The 16,937-nt window shown below is 42.8% G+C and carries 13 protein-coding genes; 7 read left to right on the forward strand and 6 right to left on the reverse strand.

The window, feature by feature from the left end; genetic code table 11:
• Positions 1–110 precede the first annotated feature (110 nt).
• Positions 111–1,787 carry an AMP-binding protein gene (locus tag QZR76_RS01905; RefSeq protein ID WP_294139882.1) on the forward strand — a complete coding sequence of 559 codons (1,677 nt, stop codon included), beginning with the start codon at positions 111–113 and terminating at the stop codon, positions 1,785–1,787.
• Positions 1,788–1,818: 31 nt separating this feature from the next.
• Here QZR76_RS01905 and QZR76_RS01910 read toward each other — a convergent pair whose 3' ends face one another.
• Both QZR76_RS01910 and QZR76_RS01915 read right to left on the reverse strand, forming a co-directional pair.
• A complete protein-coding gene (locus tag QZR76_RS01910; RefSeq protein WP_294139884.1) occupies positions 1,819–2,385 on the reverse strand; it encodes a fumarylacetoacetate hydrolase family protein in 567 nt (188 codons plus the stop codon).
• Positions 2,386–2,424: 39 nt separating this feature from the next.
• The gene (locus tag QZR76_RS01915) at positions 2,425–2,988 is read right to left on the reverse strand and encodes a nitroreductase family protein (RefSeq protein ID WP_294139886.1); all 564 of its coding nucleotides are present in this window, start codon (positions 2,986–2,988) and stop codon (positions 2,425–2,427) included.
• A gap of 136 nt (positions 2,989–3,124) precedes the next feature.
• Here QZR76_RS01915 and QZR76_RS01920 point away from each other — a divergent pair, with 136 nt between their 5' ends.
• Both QZR76_RS01920 and udk read left to right on the forward strand, forming a co-directional pair.
• Positions 3,125–5,956: a PD-(D/E)XK nuclease family protein gene (locus tag QZR76_RS01920; RefSeq protein WP_294139887.1), complete on the forward strand. Its 2,832-nt coding sequence runs from the start codon at positions 3,125–3,127 to the stop codon at positions 5,954–5,956.
• Between the two features lie 650 nt (positions 5,957–6,606).
• Positions 6,607–7,221, forward strand: a complete 615-nt coding sequence (gene udk / locus QZR76_RS01925) for a uridine kinase (protein ID WP_286137461.1) — start codon at positions 6,607–6,609, stop codon at positions 7,219–7,221.
• A 63-nt stretch (positions 7,222–7,284) separates the two neighbouring features.
• On the opposite strand, the gene QZR76_RS01930 is transcribed toward udk, so the two are convergent.
• From QZR76_RS01930 to rbr, 4 genes are all read right to left on the reverse strand, one after another.
• A complete protein-coding gene (locus QZR76_RS01930; RefSeq protein WP_294139889.1) occupies positions 7,285–9,951 on the reverse strand; it encodes a DNA gyrase/topoisomerase IV subunit A in 2,667 nt (888 codons plus the stop codon).
• Positions 9,952–10,025: 74 nt separating this feature from the next.
• Complete coding sequence (locus QZR76_RS01935) at positions 10,026–11,858, reverse strand: DNA topoisomerase IV subunit B (RefSeq protein ID WP_294139890.1); 1,833 nt, start codon at positions 11,856–11,858, stop codon at positions 10,026–10,028.
• 174 nt (positions 11,859–12,032) lie between these two features.
• Positions 12,033–12,773: a biotin--[acetyl-CoA-carboxylase] ligase gene (locus QZR76_RS01940; RefSeq protein ID WP_294139891.1), complete on the reverse strand. Its 741-nt coding sequence runs from the start codon at positions 12,771–12,773 to the stop codon at positions 12,033–12,035.
• A gap of 154 nt (positions 12,774–12,927) precedes the next feature.
• Positions 12,928–13,506 (reverse strand): rubrerythrin, encoded by a 579-nt coding sequence (rbr, locus tag QZR76_RS01945; protein WP_294139893.1) that lies wholly within the window; start codon positions 13,504–13,506, stop codon positions 12,928–12,930.
• 198 nt (positions 13,507–13,704) lie between these two features.
• Between rbr and QZR76_RS01950 the strand changes: the two genes are divergently transcribed.
• The 4 genes from QZR76_RS01950 to QZR76_RS01965 are packed head-to-tail and all read left to right on the forward strand — an operon-like array spanning position 13,705 to position 16,931.
• Positions 13,705–14,397 (forward strand): 4Fe-4S dicluster domain-containing protein, encoded by a 693-nt coding sequence (locus QZR76_RS01950; RefSeq protein WP_294139895.1) that lies wholly within the window; start codon positions 13,705–13,707, stop codon positions 14,395–14,397.
• A 42-nt stretch (positions 14,398–14,439) separates the two neighbouring features.
• Positions 14,440–15,513 carry a heterodisulfide reductase-related iron-sulfur binding cluster gene (locus tag QZR76_RS01955; RefSeq protein ID WP_294139896.1) on the forward strand — a complete coding sequence of 358 codons (1,074 nt, stop codon included), beginning with the start codon at positions 14,440–14,442 and terminating at the stop codon, positions 15,511–15,513.
• A gap of 46 nt (positions 15,514–15,559) precedes the next feature.
• The gene (locus QZR76_RS01960) at positions 15,560–16,579 is read left to right on the forward strand and encodes an FAD-dependent oxidoreductase (RefSeq protein ID WP_294139897.1); all 1,020 of its coding nucleotides are present in this window, start codon (positions 15,560–15,562) and stop codon (positions 16,577–16,579) included.
• 16 nt (positions 16,580–16,595) lie between these two features.
• Positions 16,596–16,931: a 4Fe-4S dicluster domain-containing protein gene (locus QZR76_RS01965; RefSeq protein WP_294139898.1), complete on the forward strand. Its 336-nt coding sequence runs from the start codon at positions 16,596–16,598 to the stop codon at positions 16,929–16,931.
• Positions 16,932–16,937: the final 6 nt, after the last annotated feature.

Consider the following 16,937-nt stretch of genomic DNA (forward strand, 5'->3'; position numbering starts at 1 on the left):
ACCTACGCCTGCCTCTCATTTAACAACGTATTCTCTCTTTTTTGTATTATTTTAACCATAAGGGACGATTTTCTGTATTATCTTTGTTGGGAAAATTCAAACGTTTAACTATGACTTTAAAAAAATTGACGTTACCTGAACTGCTAAAACACAGCTGTTCTAAGTTCGCAAAAAATCTCTCTTTAAACTTTGTTGCTAGCGGGAAAAGAACTTACCAAGATTTATACAATGACGTCATTGCTGTTGCCAATCATTTGATTCACCTAAATATAAAAAAAGGAGATAAAGTAGCCATCCTAAGTGCTAATATGCCGAACTGGGGAATCACTCAATTTGCAATCGCAAGTACAGGAGCTATTGCCGTTCCGATCTTACCCGGGTTTTGCTCTACAGAACTTCAAAATATATTGGAACACGCCGAAGTAAAAGTAATTTTCGTATCTCGCCTTTTGGCCAAATGTCTGGAAGATGTCAAGACCCCGTTCTTAAAACATAAGATCTTAATCAATAACTTTGCAAGCATTCCGGAAGGATGCTATGCCCCTGAAGAATTGGATAAACTGACTCCTGATATCGATCTTAATAATTATTCTCCACTACCCGACATTACGGTAGAAGAAGAAGATACGGCATCTATTATTTATACTTCCGGTACGACAGGATTTTCCAAGGGAGTAGAATTGACACATAAAAATTTAGTCTGGGACGCCCGCCAGTGCCGTACCATACAGCATGTAGACGAATCGGACCGTTTTTTGAGTATTCTTCCCATGGCACATACCTATGAAAATACCTTGGGCTTACTGTTACCGATTATGTTCGGGGCACAAATTTTCTATCTGGATCGAGTACCGACCCCGAAACTTTTAGTTCCGGCCATGCAAAAGGTTCATCCTACGGTTATCTTATCAGTACCGCTTATTATCGAGAAAATATACAAAACACAAATTGTTCCTAAATTCAATAGTAACAAAATTATTCGTACCCTATACGGTTTTTCTGTGACCCGTAAATTCTTCAACCGAATGGCAGGTAAGAAATTAATGGAAACATTCGGGGGACAATTAAAATTTTTCGGGGTCGGTGGCTCCAAAATCGACGGAACTGTCGAACAATTTTTAAAAGAAGCGCGGTTCCCCTATGCCATTGGTTACGGATTAACCGAAACAGCACCTATGGCCGCAGGTTCCAATCCGTCAGGAACATTCCTGCAAGGAGTGGGGCCGATAATGGAGGGCGTTTCCATCAAAATCAACGAACCGGATGAAAAAGGAGAAGGAGAAATCTGGATCAAGGGGCCCAACGTGATGAAGGGGTACTACAAACGTCCCGAATTAAATGCCGAAGTCTTCACGGAGGACGGATGGTTTAAAACGGGAGATTTAGGATCTTTCGACAAAAAGAACCGTTTATCTATCCGCGGTCGAATCAAAACGATGATTTTAGGTGCCTCGGGAGAAAACATTTACCCGGAAGAGATCGAATCCATCATCAACAATTTCCGGTTTGTAAACGAATCGTTAGTCGTTGAAAACAGCGGTAAGCTGGTTGCCATGGTTCATTTCAACATGGAAGAGCTGGAGAAGCATTATAAGAACCTTAAGAATCAGGCCGATAATTACAAGGCGATGATTAGTGACTACATTGAAGAACAGAAAAAAGAGTTGCGCGAATACGTGAATGCCCGTGTCAATAATTTCTCCAAATTACAATTGGTCATGACTCAACATGAACCTTTCGAGAAAACTCCGACCCATAAAATAAAAAGATTTTTATATAACAAATAATTAAAAAAGTCGAGTTTCACACTCGACTTTTTTAACGAATATAAAAATCCAAAAGTAACTTCTCATCGAGGTATCCCTTGAGATGATCGCCTATCTGAAGCCCGCGATAACGAAAAGGATTTCCACAGTAAATATAGTCTCCGATCTTCAACATGTAATATTCGGACATCACGGCTATAACTTGTTCCGGCGTAATGGAAGCTCCCATTACATTTTCTCTAAAGATCTCTTTCCCATTCAACTCCAAGACATACTCTCCTCTTATCTTTTCCCGGTTACACAAGGGGGAGATTGCTGCCGCTCCGTCAAAAGAAGAAGCTACTGCCGGAGACAATCCCTTCCCGAACAGTTCCCTCTCCTGATTATCCGCATAAAAACGAATACCAATTCCCACCTCCTCGTAATACCGGGAAGCAAAACGTTCGGATATTCCCTTGCCAATCTTACAAACACGCAATACCAGTTGCGGAACGCAACTCAACTCCGTTGCAAAGGCTGGAATATAAAAATCTTCATTATTCCGTAACAAAGCGTTATCTCCAAGAGTCACCCATGTTTGTTCTCCGGTAACATTATATTCCGTACATAACAGCTTCATTTCAATAATATTTATGAATAAAACAACACATCTCCCGTATTAAACCAACAAATCCTGCACCGCCCGTTTAGGAACATGATGGGAACCGTCGCTCTCCCTCCAATACTTATAATCTTCTCCCCACATCTCTTCCAACACAACGGTCTCTTTCGGTTTTCCCAAAGCAATCACGTACATGATCTTCAAATGATCCGGTAGTTGAAGAATAGCCCTCAACGAATCGTTTTTAAAAGCTTTTATGATACATCCTCCATACCCCTTTTCTACCGCTCCGAGCAAAATCGTTTGTGCCTGTATTCCGTCATCACATAAACAGTTCTCCACGATACTCGTGTCCAATAACTGTATCAAATAAGCAGAAGGACGTTCCCCCTCTTCCGGTCCGACCCAGTCGGTCAAATAACCGGCCCAAGCCAAGGTATGAAAAACCCGATCGCACTCATTTTCATCCGTAACCATTCTGTATTTCAAGGGCTGAGCATTCCTGCCGGAAGCGCAATAACGGGTTAATTCCACGAGGCTCTTCAGCTCCTCGGGCGTTATCCTCACCTCCTGGTAAAAACGACGATAACTTCTATTTTTTAATAACAATTCTTTCAACATAGATCTGATTTTAGATTGTAAATTTAAATCGTAAATTTGCTTCGAAGCAAAATTAGTAATAATAATTCGAAATCCCACGGATAGACAGAGTATCGGCAACAAGTGCAATAGTTCGCTATCCATAATAAATAAAACGATGAGTTCATTTCTGCATCTATTGGCAAAGGATCTGATACAAAAACGAGGAGATGATTTCAATGACCTGACAATCATTTTCCCTAATAAACGTGCCGGTCTGTTCTTTGCAAAAGAACTGGCAACCTTTATCAACAAACCAGTATGGATGCCGGAAATTATCACGCTGGGAGAATTTATAGAACGATACACGGGATTAAAGAAAACAGACGACCTTCCCCTTATCATCAAACTCTATAAAGCCTATCAATCCGTTTCCGGAACAACGGAACGCTTCGACGACTTTTATTATTGGGGAAACATGCTACTCGGGGATTTTGACGACATCGATAAATACCTCGTCAACGCGAAAGACCTCTTTTCAAACCTGACCGCTTTGAAAGAAATAGAACGTTCTTTCCCCTATCTTTCCCCGGAACAAATCGAAATCATACAAAATTTCTGGAGCAGTTTCCACCCCGATAAGTTCAGCCCGGAACAACTGGAGTTTATCCACGTATGGGAAAAACTATATCCGACCTATCAATGTTTCAAAGAAAAACTACTTTCCGAGAAATTGTGCTACGAGGGAATGGGGCAACGGCTTTTCTGTGAAAACATAAACACCGTTCACTCGGATAAATCCATCGTCTTTGCCGGATTTAACGCGTTAAATTTCTGTGAGAAAAAAATATTTTCCCATTTCAGAGACAACGGAAAAGCTTCATTCTACTGGGATTACGACATCTATTACCTAACAAATGAAAATCATGAAGCCGGACAATACATCCGGGAAAACATGAAACTCTTTCCCAATGCCTTAGGACTGGAACATTTCAACAATTTCCGTTACAACAACAAACACATCGAATATATTTCGGTACCTTCGGTTATCGGGCAAGCTAAACTAATCCCTTCTTTACTGGAATCTTTCCACCTGGATTCAAATAGCTCCTATATCGATACGGCTATTGTTTTATGTGACGAAAAACTACTGACACCTATCTTGCATTCTATTCCGGATTTCGTCCGAAAAATCAACATTACGATGGGATATCCGGCCCGAAATACCGCCATTGCTGCCCTGATCTCCATGTTGGGAGATCTGAAGCACTATGCCAAAAAAGAGAGTACGATGACCTATTACTATTATAAGCCTGTCATCGCACTACTAAACCATAAACTGATCCAAAATGCTTGTCCCGAAGAGATTCATCAGATAACCGATTATATAAACACGCGGAATATCGTGTATGTGGCAGAGAAAAGCCTGCAATTCAATGAAATAACCCGAACTATTTTTTCCTCGGAAGAAGAGAGTTTACCGACATACCTGTTAAACGTGTTAAAAAAGTTACTTGCATCCCTATCGACGGAAGAGCAAGCAAATGCCGCTATTGAAAAAGAATTTATCTTTACCCTGTACACGATCATACAAAGCATTGGAAACACCTTTCGCGAGGAAAAAATAACCCCGGACGATCCATTCTACATTCGAATGATCAGTAAGATTCTGCAAGAACTATCCATTCCCTTCTCCGGGGAACCTTTAGAAGGTATGCAGGTCATGGGATTAATGGAGACCCGCATGTTGGACTTCAAGAAGCTGATACTCCTATCCGTCAATGAAGGCGTCATCCCCAAAAGCAGCTATAGTTCCTCTTTCATTCCGTATAATCTTCGATTGGGATTCAATTTACCCACGCCGGAACACCAGGATGCGCTATTTGCCTACTATTTTTATCGGCTACTCCAAAGAGCGGAACAAGTTAAATTACTATACACGAATACCACCAAAGGAATCTCCGGCGGGGAAATGAGCCGCTTCCTTTACCAAATAAAATACGAATCGGGACTACAGATACAGGAAACGAACTTCCAGAACGATATTTCCGTCCAAAACGTTCCTTCACTAACTATCCCTAAAAACAAAAGTATACTACAACAATTAGAGCGTTATACTCGACAGGAGGAAAAGGGTATTTCACCTTCGGCATTAAACACGTACATGGAATGCCACCTAAGGTTCTATTTCAAATACATAGCCCGTATCAAAGAGAAAGAGGAGATCGCCGAAGAACTGGATCAACGTCTTCTGGGTACCATTTTTCATCAGGCAACCCAAACCCTGTATCAAACGCTTTCCCAAGACGAGATAACAGTTGAAAAATTAGAAATGCTTTCTCAAAACGAGGCATTACTCGAGAAACACATCCGACAAGCCTACTCCGCATTGTACGACACGGCCGTATCTCAGATAATGGAAAGCGGAGCTAACGATTTGGTATTAAGCGTGGTAAAAAAATACATCAAAAAAGTACTCGAATACGACAAAACGCTTTGCCCTTTTCAAATCATCTCTATGGAAAAAGATTACCGGAGACCTGTTCTCATTCAAACCTCCGAGGGGACCAAAACCGTCTACGTGGAAGGAGACATCGACCGGGTAGACAGAACTTCTCGGGGAATCCGGGTGATCGACTATAAAACAGGAACGGATAAAACCGACTTCAAAGATCTGGCCTCCATCTTCGACGCTACGAATAAGCAAAGGAACAAAGCAGCTTTTCAGACCTTACTCTATTGCATGATGTACGAATACGAAAACCCCGATACAGACCCGATACAGCCGGGAATATACAGTACCAAACTACTGTTTACCCCTAATTATAACTACTTGCTGAAATGCAATAACGAACCGATCTGTCGGTTCAAACCATACGAGCCGGAATTCAATCGTTTACTCGTCCAACTGATAGAAGAGCTCTTTTCCGTCGATCATCCATTCGAACAAACCCCATTACGTGAAAAATGTAAGCATTGCCCTTACAATGAAATCTGTAAACGGGAATAAAAAGATTGTAGATTCAGAGATTAAGTGATTAGGTGATTGCCGATTGCGGATTGAAGAAGCAGGGATAAAAACGGAGGGGCATAAATAGTGGACGACGAGCGTCGTGTTAGCTTTTAGGTACGACCGGACGACGGTTTGTCCGAGCACAGCGAGTCCCGGAGGACAGCGAACGAAAAACATCTACACGACCGACGGGAACGTCAAAGACCCGGAGGAGTTATCCCACTTTACAATTTTAGATTGACGATTTTAGATTGACGATTTAAAGATAGCAAGATCTGAATTGAATCCTAAATCAAAATTAATTTACAATTAGACAAATTAAGTGATTAGGTGATTGCCGATTGCGGATTGGAGAAGCGAGGATAAAAACGGAGGGGCATAAATAGTGAACGGCGAGTGTTGTGTTCGGGTTTCGGAACGACCACACGACGGTTTGTCTGAGCGTAGCGAGTCCCGGAGGGTAGTGAACGAAATCCGTCTACACGACCGACGGGAACGTCAAAGCCCCGGAGGAGTTATTCCACTTTACAATTGTAGATTGACGATAAAAAAACGGCAAAGTCTGAATTGAATCGTAAATCAAAAAATTCATTTAGACCTTATAATAAAAATCACTATTTTTGTACAAAATAATCGATACGGTCATGATAGACACAACCATCATAGGAGTAGCAGGCGGAACAGCCTCCGGCAAATCAACCCTTGTTCAAAAATTACAGGAAGCTTTTATCGGCGAAGACGTACTTACGTTATGCCACGACTATTATTACAAAGCACATGACGAATTATGTTACGAAGAGCGTACGAAATTGAATTACGATCATCCGGCCTCCTTCGATACCGATATGATGATCGAACATATCCTTGCCCTAAAAGCCGGTGTCCCCGTCGAACGTCCGGTCTACTCTTTCGTGGAGCACAATCGGCTACCGGAAACCGTTAAAGTCTATCCGACAAAAGTGATTATTCTCGATGGCATCCTGATCCTGGAAAATAAAGAACTTAGAAATCTTATGGATGTTAAAGTATACGTGGACACCGATGCCGATGTCCGCCTGGGACGCCGCCTGCTCCGGGATGTTCAGGAACGGGGCAGAAGCATGGACTCCGTTCTGACCCAATACTTCGGAACAGTAAAACCCATGCATGACGAATTTGTCGAACCCTCCAAACGATATGCAGACATCATCATCCCGGAAGGCGGTTTCAATTCCGTCGCTCTCAGTTTATTGATCGAAAACATCCGATCCCTGATCCGTTAAACGGGGACATAATAAACTCCAAAAGTTCGACATATTTACTTTTGGAGTTTATTCCATGCGTTATTATTCAAAATCTAAGGTCATTTGAGATTCACCGCTCAACATATCCGGATTGGTAATTTCAAAATCTACGGAACTCCCTTCTTCTCCTTCCGGTTGCGTCTCTTCCTCTCCCGCATCCAAAGGTTCTATTTCCCGGATCTCCTTCACATCATAGGTCGTCATCCGTTTTCCACGGGCCTTATAAGATTTTTCGGCAATAAACTCGTCAGCGACGATGATCTCACCCGGCCTCTTCTCGTAGCGTCCGCCGAACAGAATCTCGAAACGGGGTCTAACCTCTCCGCTCAAACACACCAGACGAGAGCCTTCCGTATCCCCGATAAACGACAATAACTTCGCACTATCTTCAAAGCGGAATCGCTTCAGATAATAAAATTGTTGTTCGGCATCAAAAAATACGGCTGACCATATTTTATCGGGTTCAAATTTTTCCAGTTTCAAAAAACCTTCCTCGTAATGATTGCTTAAATCAAAGTCAGAAGTATAATAAGTCCCATTTTTATTGATCACTAATATCCTGTCGTCTCCCTGGAATTCACCTAAGTAACGTCCTCGTTCGTCCGTACTCAGTCGCAAAATATCCTCGTCAAACCAGATTTTCCGTCCGCCTAAAGTCGATATACCCTTCTGTACTAAAGAAATTTTATGAATATCATTTTTACTCAGAACATTTCCCTGCGAATCGCGCCCTTTAATCGCCAGATTGGCAAAATCATACTCGAAAACCAACTTCTTCATTCCCGGTTTTGGTTTCAGGCAAACCTTTATCACCTCCGCCTCTCCATTGGGATTAGCACTAAAATAAAGCACCCTCGAACCGGAAGTTCCTTTCGTCAGATTGTATTGCTTATCTCTCGTTGTTCCCGTCACAAAGAAACGTTTCACATACGATGCTCCGACTTTTCCGTCCCGGTATGCCACGTTATAGATCGTCCGCTTATCACTCTTCTTAAATACGTTCACGTATAGTACGTCTTTTCCGACAAATAACTTATCGGCCACCTTGGTCACGTAATACGTACCGTCTTTCCGGAACACGATCACATCATCGATATCGGAACATTCACACACGAATTCATCCTTCTTCAATGCCGTACCGATAAAACCTTCCTCCCGGTTGATATAAAGCTTTTCGTTAGCCACAACGACCTTGGTTGCCTCGATATTTTCAAAATTCCGGATCTCGGTAAGCCGTTCCCGGCCTTTACCGAACTTATCCTTGATATTCTTGTAATATTTTATCGTGTAAGGGATAATGTGCTCCATATTGTATTTCACCCGTGTGATCTCCTCTTCCAATCCCTTGATATAATTTTCAGCTTGCTCCGAGTTGAATTTAAGAATACGTTTCATCTTAATCTCCAACAACAGCTTTATATCCTCATCCGTCACGGGACGCAACAACTGCGGCATAAAAGGTTCCAAACGTTTACGCACATGACCGATAACGGCCTCTATCGTGGCACTCTCTTCAAACTCCTTATCCTTATAGATCCGTTCTTCAATAAAAATCTTTTCTAACGTGGAATATTGCCAGTCCGCTTCTAATTCTCCCAACCTAATCTTCAGCTCCAGCAGAAGCAAAGCAACCGTATCGTCCACCGACTTTTTCAAGATGTCGGTTATCGGCATAAACACGGGTTTGTCGTTTTCGATCACGCAGGAATTGGGAGAAATAGATAACTCACAATCCGTACAGGCATACAAGGCATCGATCGTTTTATCCGAAGATACACCCGGGGCCAAATGAACCAGAATTTCCACGTCTGCCGCCGTATTATCGTCAATCTTTTTGATCTTGATCTTACCCTTCTCGTTCGCTTTAAGTATACTGTCAATCAAAGAAGAAGTGGTTCGACCATAAGGAATCTCCGTGATCTTTAAAATTTTATTACTTGCCTCTTTCTCGATCTTTGCCCGAATCTTTACACTTCCTCCCCGGATTCCGTCATTGTATTTCGAAACATCGACCATACCTCCGGTAGGAAAGTCCGGATACAATACAAAATCCTCGTGTTTCAAGTAAGCGATACAAGCATCCAAGAGCTCGTTAAAATTATGCGGCAATATTTTAGAAGCCAATCCTACGGCAATACCTTCAACCCCCTGAGCTAACAACAAGGGAAATTTTACCGGTAACGTGACCGGCTCCTTGTTCCGTCCGTCATAGGACAATTTCCAATTCGTGGTTTTGGGGTTAAAAGCGACCTCTAAGGCAAATTTCGACAAACGAGCCTCTATATAACGAGGAGCCGCAGCCGAATCTCCGGTCAATATATTTCCCCAATTCCCCTGACAATCGACCAATAAGTTTTTCTGTCCCAATTGTACCAAAGCATCCCCGATAGAAGCATCCCCGTGCGGGTGGTATTGCATCGTACTACCGATAATATTGGCAACCTTATTATAACGACCGTCATCCATCTGCTTCATCGCGTGCAAAATACGACGCTGCACAGGTTTCAACCCGTCATTCACGTAGGGAACAGCTCGTTCCAATATAACGTAAGAAGCGTAATCCAAAAACCACGTCTCGAACATTCCCGACAAATGACGTATAGAACGAATCTTTCCATTCTCATCCTGTCGATTCTGAACTTCCGCATTTTCGGTATCATCCTTTACCTCGTTTTCTTCCGTCTTATCCTGATTTTCTTCTTCCGCCATAATATAATTCAAATTTAAAACTTAAAATTCAAAACCCTCTATCGTTTTACATTTCAAATTCCATATCCGACACCTCAAATTTCATCTTTTTCCACGTAAAGATTCTCAATAATAAAATCCTGACGTTCATTGGTATTTTTCCCCATGTAATAAGCCAATATATCGTCTATTGAATCTTGTCTCGTCATTCGTACGGGTTCCAAACGAATATCTTTCCCTATAAAATGACGGAACTCATCCGGAGAGATCTCGCCTAATCCTTTGAACCGGGTAATTTCAGGTTTCGGACCCAAGCTCTTGAGAGCCTTTTCCCGGTCTATATCGGAATAACAATACCGGGTCTCCTTCTTGTTTCGCACGCGGAAAAGAGGCGTTTGTAAAATATACAAATGACCAGCCCTGACTAAATCGGGGAAAAATTGTAAAAAGAAAGTCAGCAACAACAAACGAATATGCATACCGTCCACATCCGCATCCGTCGCGATAATAACGTTATTATATCGTAAATCCTCTAAACCGTTTTCAATATTCAAGGCAGCCTGCAACAAATTGAACTCCTCGTTCTCGTAAACGACCTTTTTCGTCAGTCCGTACGAATTCAAAGGCTTACCGCGCAAACTAAATACAGCCTGTGTATTCACATCCCGTGACTTTGTAATAGAACCGCTGGCAGAATCCCCCTCGGTAATAAAGATCGAAGACTCCGTCTTTCTCTCGTGATTCGAATTAAAGTGTACCCGACAATCCCGCAACTTCCGGTTATGCAGACTTACCTGTTTAGCCCGCTCCCTTGCAATCTTCTGGATCCCGGACATAGCCTTACGCTCCTTCTCTGCCTCTATGATCTTACGCAATAACAATTCTGCCGTATCCGGATTCCGGTGCAAATAATTATCCAACTCTTTCGTCACAAAATCCATGATAAAATTGCGAACCGATGGCCCCTCCGGAGCTATATCCTTCGAACCCAATTTGGTCTTCGTCTGAGACTCGAATACCGGTTCCTGGACTTTTATGCTGATTGCCGCAATTATCGACGTACGGATATCCGACAAATCAAAATCTTTTTTGTAAAAATCACGGATTGTCTTTACCACAGCCTCCCGGAAAGCGACTAAATGTGTTCCTCCTTGCGTGGTATTCTGTCCGTTCACGAACGAGTAATACTCCTCCCCGTATTGACGGCCATGTGTCATGGCCATCTCTATATCGTAACCCTTTAAATGGATAATCGGATAAAGTCCCTCCCCATTCATGTTCTCCGTAAGAAGATCATATAAGCCTCGCTTCGAATAAAATTTTTGTCCGTTAAAAACAATGGTTAGCCCGGAATTCAAAAAAACATAATTCTTGAACATAGACTCCAGGTACTCCATGATAAAATGATAATTTCCGAATAGTTCCTTATCCGCAATAAAGGTGACTAACGTGCCGTTAGGCTCTTTCGTCGGCTCAACCTCCTTCTCCTCCACTACGATAGCCTTACTATAACGTACATATTTTGTCTCGCCATCCCGAAAAGACTGAATAGTAAAATTTTCAGAAAGAGCATTTACGGCCTTGATTCCTACGCCGTTCAATCCTACGGATTTTTTAAAGGCCTCGGAATCGTATTTTGCACCGGTATTCATTTTAGAGGAAACATCTACCAATTTCCCTAACGGAATGCCTCGTCCGAAATCCCGTACAGACACCGTCCGTTCCTCTACGTTTATAACGATCTCACTCCCCGCACCCATGGCAAACTCATCAATGGAGTTATCAATCACCTCTTTCACCAAAATATAAATTCCGTCATCCATCGCAGCCCCGTCGCCTAACTTCCCAATATACATACCCGGCCGTAGTCGTATGTGTTCCCGCCAGTCCAACGTTCGAATAGATTCTTCCGAATAATTCTCTACCATATTTTATGTTCGTTTTGCACAAAAATAATAAATATCTTTTTTTAATCCTTCTCCCGCACCCTACTTCCCGTCATTTTTTAGTTCTATCTTCCTATTTATCAACAAGAAAAAAATTAGAAAATCCCTGTTCAACCGCCCCTAACATACTCCCGTTTTTCATTTCTCTAAAACCATTTAAAGATACGCTACTTCTTTAAACCCGTAAACCCGCTCTTTTCCCTCCGTATCTCTCAACAGGAGTTGTCCGTATTCATTTATTCCCAAAACAGAAGCCCGGAAAATTCCTTGTTCGTCTTTCCAACGATATACCCCTTCCCGGCGATAAAGCACGGATATAAAATCTTTTTCTAACTTATCGTAATCGTAAACTTGTTCGTAGCGCCGACCTATTGCAGACAACAACTCGGCCAATGTTTCAGTCAGATTCTTCTCCGTCCCCGTTAACTGCACGAGAGAAACCGGATTAGGAGCATCCGATAAGAAACGGGATTGATTTACATTCAATCCGATGCCACAAAAAGAAAAAGCGACCTCCCTTCCCAAAACCGCGTGTTCGATCAATATACCCGCAATCTTTCGCTCTCCTGCGTAAACATCATTCGGCCATTTTACGAATACGTTTTCCACATAACGGGAAAGGAAATCATGCGTCCCCAAGGCAACGGCCATCGACACGGCAAATTGTTCCCCGGCAAGCAAGCCCTCCGGTTTAAAAACAACGGTCATAGAGATATTTTTACCCGGTTCGCTCTCCCAATGATTCCCTACCTGTCCCTTTCCTTGAGTTTGCCGGTAAGTCAAAATCACCATCTTATCCTCCAACTCTTTCCACCCCAAACGAGCGGCTTCACTATTGGTAGACTCCAATTCGTCATACTCGAGAATCCTGAATCCACTTAATTGATACTCCTGCATATCCATTGTCTTTAACCAAACAAAAATAACAAGAATAGTCGAATCTTCCTCATAAATTCAAAAACAAAAGATGCCGTCCTCAAAAAAGACAGCATCTTTCATACTTCTCGAAATCGGCTTAAAACAGGCAATCTGCTTTAACCGAACGTCTGTATTAATAGTTTTCCTTAAACAACTCAAAATAAGCTTGCGGATGCAGGCAAGCCGGACAAACTTTAGGAGCTTCCGGCCCCTCATGGATATAACCGCATCTCCGGCAATACCACCTCGTCGGTTGAGAACGTTTAAATACGATACCCTCATCCAAATTCGAAAGAAGTTTCAGGTAACGGGCTTCATGATTTTTCTCCGCTTCAATGATCATCCGGTACATCGTGGCAATTTTCTTAAATCCTTCTTCTTCCGCGACCCGGGCAAATTCAGGATAAAGATGATGCCATTCATCGTATTCTCCTTCTGCCGCTTCCCGCAAGTTATTAGCCGTATCCAAAATGATCCCGCTAGGATAAGAAGCCGTTATTTCCAACATACCTCCCGGCAACTCGCTGAAAAAGCGTTTCGCGTGTATCTCTTCCTGAAGCGCAGTCTCGTAAAATATCCCCGCAATCTGCTCGTATCCCTCTTTTTTTGCCACTTCAGAAAAGAACGTATACCGATTCTTTGCCTGTGATTCTCCGGCAAATGATTTTAAAAGATTGGCTTCCGTTAAAGTCCCTTTAATCTTCTGTTCCATAAAATTAGTATTTAAAGTATTTCATATCCTCTATATACGGGAAGTAAAAATCTAAGTTTCAAACGAACAGAAAAGGGGTGGTATAAATACACATTCGCAATAGGTATTTGCCTCCTTTAATAAACAAATCATAAGGTTTAATTTTGCAAAATCTCATCGTATGGGAAATTTTTTATAAAACGGTAAAAATCGAAAGACATGTCCGAGATATTGAAAAAATTACGCGAAGACATCCATTTCATCGAGGGAATGAATAGCTGCATGAATTGTGGAGTATGTACAGCCATATGCCCTGCCGCAGAGTTTTACAACTACGACCCGCGCATGATTGTAGAAACCGTTCAACGGGATGACGAAGAAGAAATTAGAAACTTACTGAAAAGTGATACCATCTGGTACTGTGGAGAATGTATGTCCTGTAAAACCCGCTGTCCGCGATGCAATACCCCGGGACTTGTCATCATGGCATTGCGCCGAGCTTCTCAGGAATTAGGCTATTTCGTTTATTCCGAAAAAGGACGTCAGCAATATGCCCTCAAACATGTCATCGGAGAATCGGTATTAAAACGGGGATATTGTGTAACTCCCGATTTGGTCAAACCGGAAATGCATCCGGAACAGGGACCGGTGTGGGAATGGATATACGAACACTTGGACGACGTGTATGACCGTTTACACTCCAATTACCGGAAACCGGGAGCGGGAGCCATGAGGGAAATCAACGCGGAAAGCATGCAGGAACTCCGGGAGATATTCAACGTCACCGGGGGAACCGAATTCATGAACCACATCGAACAATGTTCACGAGATAAAGCGAAAGAAACCGGAATCGACCTGGAAGAGTCTTATTTTCTAAAAACTTACATGGAGAATAGTAACAACCACCAATAAGACCGCTCAAAGTCATAAATCATAAATTGTAAATAAAATATTATGAATCTCGAGGGGAAACAACAAATATGGAAAGATTATCAGAAAGAGATTGCTGATGATAAATACTACTACGCGAGAAGTTGTATCCGTCAGACCTTTTTTCCCGGATCGGAGTGGGCCTACGTGGACATCATGAAAAACAAACTGGGAAAAGACCTGCTGGACGATCCTCGCCATACAACGTGTACCGGAATAGGCTATCACTCTGATATCGTTCCTGCCGAAACCATTATGACGGTCGTTGCACGCCATTTTGCATTAATGACGGAAGCAGGGTACGAGAATATGACCCCCTCCTGCATCACGTCCTTCGGTATATACACGGAAATTCTGGAGACCTGGGAGCACCATCCCGAAATAGAGGAGAAAATACGGGAATACCTGTGGAAAGCCACTAAGCGGGAATTCAACAAACCCAAGAACCTGGCTCACACCTCCGATGTGATGTATAAATTCCGAAATGAAATTTTTCAGCAAGCTCAATACAAGCTCATCGATGTACATACCGGTAGGCCGCTCCGGGGAGTGGATCATATCGGGTGTCACTATTCCAAGATGTTTCCCACCAAAGGTATTGGGGGAGCGGAATTCCCGGCCGTACTTTCAGGCATGATCTACGCTTGGGGCGGAGATGTCATCGATTACCCGGAACGACGCCATTGCTGCGGATTCGGATTCCGGCAATACTTAGTCATGGCGAACCGGGGATATTCCGTGGCCAACTCAAAGAAAAAATTCGAATCCATGCAACCCTATGAACCGGATTTTATCGTGGCTAATTGTCCGGGATGCGCCATGTTCCTGGATAAATGGCAATACACGATCAGCGAAATGGAAGGTATCACTTACGGAACCAACGGTTACGGAATACCCGTGCTGACTTACGAGGAGTTGGCAGCCTTGGTGTTAGGGTATGATCCCTGGGAAATAGGACTGCAAATGCATCAGGTATCCGTTGAACCCCTTCTGGATAAAATGGGAGTTCGCTACGATCCGGAAGCCAAATATAAAAACAAAAAGGGAGAGGATATCGGACGTCCCAAATGCCCGACCTATTTAAAAATCAGAGAATAAAGGTCATTAAGTAAAAAGAGAAATCATACAAATTAAAACAATATAGATGGAAACCGTTATCATCATAGGAGCAGGACCGGCAGGATGTGAAGCTGCCTATCAATTGGCTAACCAGGGTATCCGCGTGGAATTAGTGGAAAAAAACAATGAAACGGGAGGTAACCTGAATAACTGGTACCAACTGTTTCCCGACCGGAAATACGCCAAAACCCTTAACGACCAACTGAAAGAGCACCTGAATCACCCCGGCATCAACCTACACCTGGGAATGGAACCCCGGAAAACGGAAAAATCGAAAGAAGGAAACTACTCGGTATTACTGAGCGACGGCAGTTTAATCGAAGGAAAAGCCGTGCTGATAACGGCAGGTTTCAAATTATTCGACGCTAAACGAAAAGAAGAGTACGGTTACGGCATATACGAGAACGTGATCACCTCCGTAGAACTGGAAAACATGTTCTATAACCACATCATTCGAACCCGTAAGGGCAAAATACCCCGGAGAATAGGAATTATTCATTGCGTCGGCTCCCGCGACGAAAAGGTTTGTAATTACCATTGCTCCAAACTATGTTGCATCACCGGGGTAAAGCAAGCTATTGAACTACGGGAATTACTACCGGAAACTGAAATCCTCTGCTTTTATATGGATATGCGTATGTTTGGCCCGGGGTACGAGGAGATGTACCGGGAAGCACAGGAAAAATACAATATTAAATTTGTCCGGGGACGACTCTCCGAAGCCGCTGAAAACATGGAAAAACAAATCGTCATTAAGGTTGAAGACACGCTGGTCGGTAAACCGTTGCGTATGACCCTCGACATGATGATTTTATTGATAGGCATGGAATCTTCCGAAGGAAACCGTCATATGGCGCAAACTTTAGGATTGGAGCTCGCCCCGAACGGTTTTATTAAATCACAAGATCCTCATTACCGGAATAACCTGACCAACAAGGAAGGTGTTTTCATCGCCGGATGTAGCGGGGCCCCTATGAACCTGACCGACACCCTGGCCGATGCCCGTTCTGCCGCCATCAACATTTTGGAATACGTGAAACAATAAAACGACCTGGATAATCATGAATTTTTGGGGATTTAATATATCGGAGACCAGAAGTATCAACTACGATACAAACGACAAGAGCATGATGGAATATGTAGCAAAAGAAGCTCCCAGCAGTAAACTTTGTATCGGATGCGGAGGATGTACCGCGGGGTGCACGGCCGGTAATCTGACTGATTTCAATATCCGGAAAATTCAAATGCTGATGAAGCGGGGAGAATACAAAGAAGCGAGAGAACAGTTGCATAAATGTATGTTATGCGGGAAATGCATGTTGGTATGTCCTCGCGGAGTAGAAACCCGGAAAATGATTTTAGCCATGGAAAACTATATTAAAAATAACTCGAAATAAAGAGCT

This window comes from uncultured Sanguibacteroides sp. (genome assembly GCF_900543425.1).
Classification (GTDB): domain Bacteria; phylum Bacteroidota; class Bacteroidia; order Bacteroidales; family Marinifilaceae; genus Gabonibacter.

Coding starts and splice junctions, on each gene's coding strand:
- QZR76_RS01905 (WP_294139882.1), top strand. CDS start 111: ATGACTTTAAAAAAATTGACGTTACCTGAACTGCTAAAACACAGCTGT.
- QZR76_RS01910 (WP_294139884.1), bottom strand. CDS start 2,385: ATGAAGCTGTTATGTACGGAATATAATGTTACCGGAGAACAAACATGG.
- QZR76_RS01915 (WP_294139886.1), bottom strand. CDS start 2,988: ATGTTGAAAGAATTGTTATTAAAAAATAGAAGTTATCGTCGTTTTTAC.
- QZR76_RS01920 (WP_294139887.1), top strand. CDS start 3,125: ATGAGTTCATTTCTGCATCTATTGGCAAAGGATCTGATACAAAAACGA.
- QZR76_RS01930 (WP_294139889.1), bottom strand. CDS start 9,951: ATGGCGGAAGAAGAAAATCAGGATAAGACGGAAGAAAACGAGGTAAAG.
- QZR76_RS01935 (WP_294139890.1), bottom strand. CDS start 11,858: ATGGTAGAGAATTATTCGGAAGAATCTATTCGAACGTTGGACTGGCGG.
- QZR76_RS01940 (WP_294139891.1), bottom strand. CDS start 12,773: ATGCAGGAGTATCAATTAAGTGGATTCAGGATTCTCGAGTATGACGAA.
- rbr (WP_294139893.1), bottom strand. CDS start 13,506: ATGGAACAGAAGATTAAAGGGACTTTAACGGAAGCCAATCTTTTAAAA.
- QZR76_RS01950 (WP_294139895.1), top strand. CDS start 13,705: ATGTCCGAGATATTGAAAAAATTACGCGAAGACATCCATTTCATCGAG.
- QZR76_RS01955 (WP_294139896.1), top strand. CDS start 14,440: ATGAATCTCGAGGGGAAACAACAAATATGGAAAGATTATCAGAAAGAG.
- QZR76_RS01960 (WP_294139897.1), top strand. CDS start 15,560: ATGGAAACCGTTATCATCATAGGAGCAGGACCGGCAGGATGTGAAGCT.
- QZR76_RS01965 (WP_294139898.1), top strand. CDS start 16,596: ATGAATTTTTGGGGATTTAATATATCGGAGACCAGAAGTATCAACTAC.